At 69.6% G+C, this 2,262-nt stretch carries 2 protein-coding genes; one reads left to right on the forward strand and one right to left on the reverse strand.

The window, feature by feature from the left end:
- Positions 1–723: DUF3152 domain-containing protein (locus ELR45_RS14565; RefSeq protein WP_205856594.1), on the reverse strand; the 723-nt coding region annotated here is incomplete at its 3' end.
- Between the two features lie 192 nt (positions 724–915).
- On the opposite strand from ELR45_RS14565, the gene ELR45_RS14570 reads away from it, so the two are divergent.
- Positions 916–2,262, forward strand: a 1,347-nt coding sequence (locus tag ELR45_RS14570; protein ID WP_165367777.1) for a dihydrolipoyl dehydrogenase family protein, incomplete at its 3' end; no start/stop codon positions are given.

Here is a 2,262-nt window from a genome sequence, read left to right on the forward strand (position 1 = left end):
GAATGTGTCGGCGCCCTTCCCCCAGCGTTCCGCGTTGATCACCGCACGGGAACCGTTCCAGCAGGAGACCCGGCCCTGGGTAAGCAACGGGTAGCACTCGTCGTCGGTGAGATCCGCGCTGGACAACGAGACTCGGATCGACACCGGCCCGGAGTCGACGCGTTCGAAGCGGACGCTGCCGTCATGGCCCCAGCCACGGTCGTCGTTGAGGATGGTGTGTACCTGCGCAGCGAACTCTTCTGGGTCGAACGGCAGCCCTTCCTCCACCTCCACGATGTAGCGCTCCACGTCACCGGAGAGCCGATCCGGGGCGGGATCGGTGCCGGACACGATCTGGTAGGTTCCCTCGCCGGACTGTGGCGGGTCGACCGGTGCAGGCTGCGACCGGCCGTTGACTTCCGGACCGGAGACAGTGATGGCCACCGTGGGGTCCAGCGTGGGTCGCTCGGACGGGCCGTCGCCGAGCGAGCGGCGATCGCCGCGGGACGCGTCATCGTCGGCCGACCGGTCAGGCGCTGCGTGATCGTCCGAAGCATCGGCCTCGCCGTCGCCGAGCGCTACGTGCGTGCCGTCGGACGGGGTCGCTGTCTCGTCGCCGAGCGTGATACCTCCGGAGGCGACCACGAAGGCCACCGCCCCGAGAGCGGCCAGTGCGGTCACTGTCGGTAGCGTGCGCCGCGCCGAGATGCGTCGTCTCCGACCGCCGCGATGAGCGCCCGTCATTTCTCTCTCCTTGATGCCGGCTCCTGCCCGTAGCCAGCGTTCAGACTAGCGCTTCCGCGCAGTGGTTTTCTCCGATGTCCACGAGCTGCCTCGGCGATCACGTAGGCAGAGACCATCGGGGAGGTCCACGATGGTGGGAGCGGGTTGCAAGGGCATCCGCCAGGGTGACGATACGAAGGTGGTACGGAGCACATGAGTGAACAGGCCGATGTGATCGTCGTAGGTTTAGGCGTCGGTGGCGAGGCTGTCGCGGGTTCGCTGGCGGAGGCTGGGCTGGACGTCGTCGGGATCGAGGGCAAACTGGTCGGAGGGGAGTGTCCGTACTGGGGCTGTATTCCCAGCAAGATGGCGATCCGGGCCGCTGATCTGCTGGCCGAGACCCGCCGTGTGGACGGGATGGCCGGTCATGCTGAGGTCAGCCCGGACTGGACCCCGGTGGCGACGCGTATCCGGGATGAGGCGACCACGGACTGGAACGACCAGATCGCCGTGGACAGGCTCACCGGCAAGGGAGCGCGCTTCGTCCGCGGCTGGGCGAAGCTTGGCGGCCCGGGTTTGGTAGAGGTCGACGGCACCACGTTCGAGGCCCGGCGCGGCGTCGTCATCGGTGCCGGCACCGAACCGGTGATCCCGCCGATCGAGGGCTTGGCCGACACCCCGTACTGGACGAACAGGGACGCCTTGGAGACCAAGGACCTGCCGGACTCGCTGATGGTTCTGGGCGGCGGCGCGATCGGGCTGGAGCTGGCCCAGGCGTTCGCCCGGTTCGGCTCCAGGGTCACGGTTGTCGAGGCGGCCGACCGGCTGCTGCCGTTCGAGGAGCCGGAGTCGTCGAGGCTGGCGCAGTCGGCTCTGGAAGCGGACGGCATCGGCGTCCGCACCGGCAGCAGCGCGACGATGGTGAGCCACGACGGCGCCGAGTTCGCCGTGACCCTGGACGACGGGACCGACCTCGCCACGCAGCGGCTGCTGGTGTCCGTCGGACGGAGAGCCGATCTGGGCCGGTTAGGCGTCGACACAGTCGGCCTCGACCCGTCCGCCCGCTCGATCGAGGTGGATGACCGGCTGCGCGCCGGGGAGAATCTGTGGGCCGTCGGCGACGTGACGGGGCGCGGTGCGTTCACTCACGTCGCGACGTACCAGGCGGACATCGTCGTCCGGGACATCCTGGGCCAGGACGGTCCCCCTGCGGACTACCGTGCGCTGCCGCGGGTGACGTTCACCGACCCGGAGATCGGCGCCGTGGGGACGACCGAGGCCCAGGCTCGCGAGGCCGGTGTCAACGTGCAGGTGGGGGTGGCGCAGGTGCCGTCGACGGCGCGGGGCTGGATCCACAAGGCCGGGAACGACGGCGTGATCAAGCTGGTCGCCGACGCCGACCGCGGCGTGCTGATCGGAGCTACCTCGGCCGGGCCGAACGGTGGTGAGGTGCTGGGGGCGCTCTCCGTCGCTGTCCACGGCGTGGTGCCGGTGGAGCGGCTGCGGCACATGATCTACGCGTATCCGACGTTCCACCGTGGCATCGAGGACGCCCTGCGC

It is taken from the genome of Phytoactinopolyspora endophytica (assembly GCF_004138495.1).
GTDB classification, from domain to species: domain Bacteria; phylum Actinomycetota; class Actinomycetes; order Jiangellales; family Jiangellaceae; genus Phytoactinopolyspora; species Phytoactinopolyspora endophytica.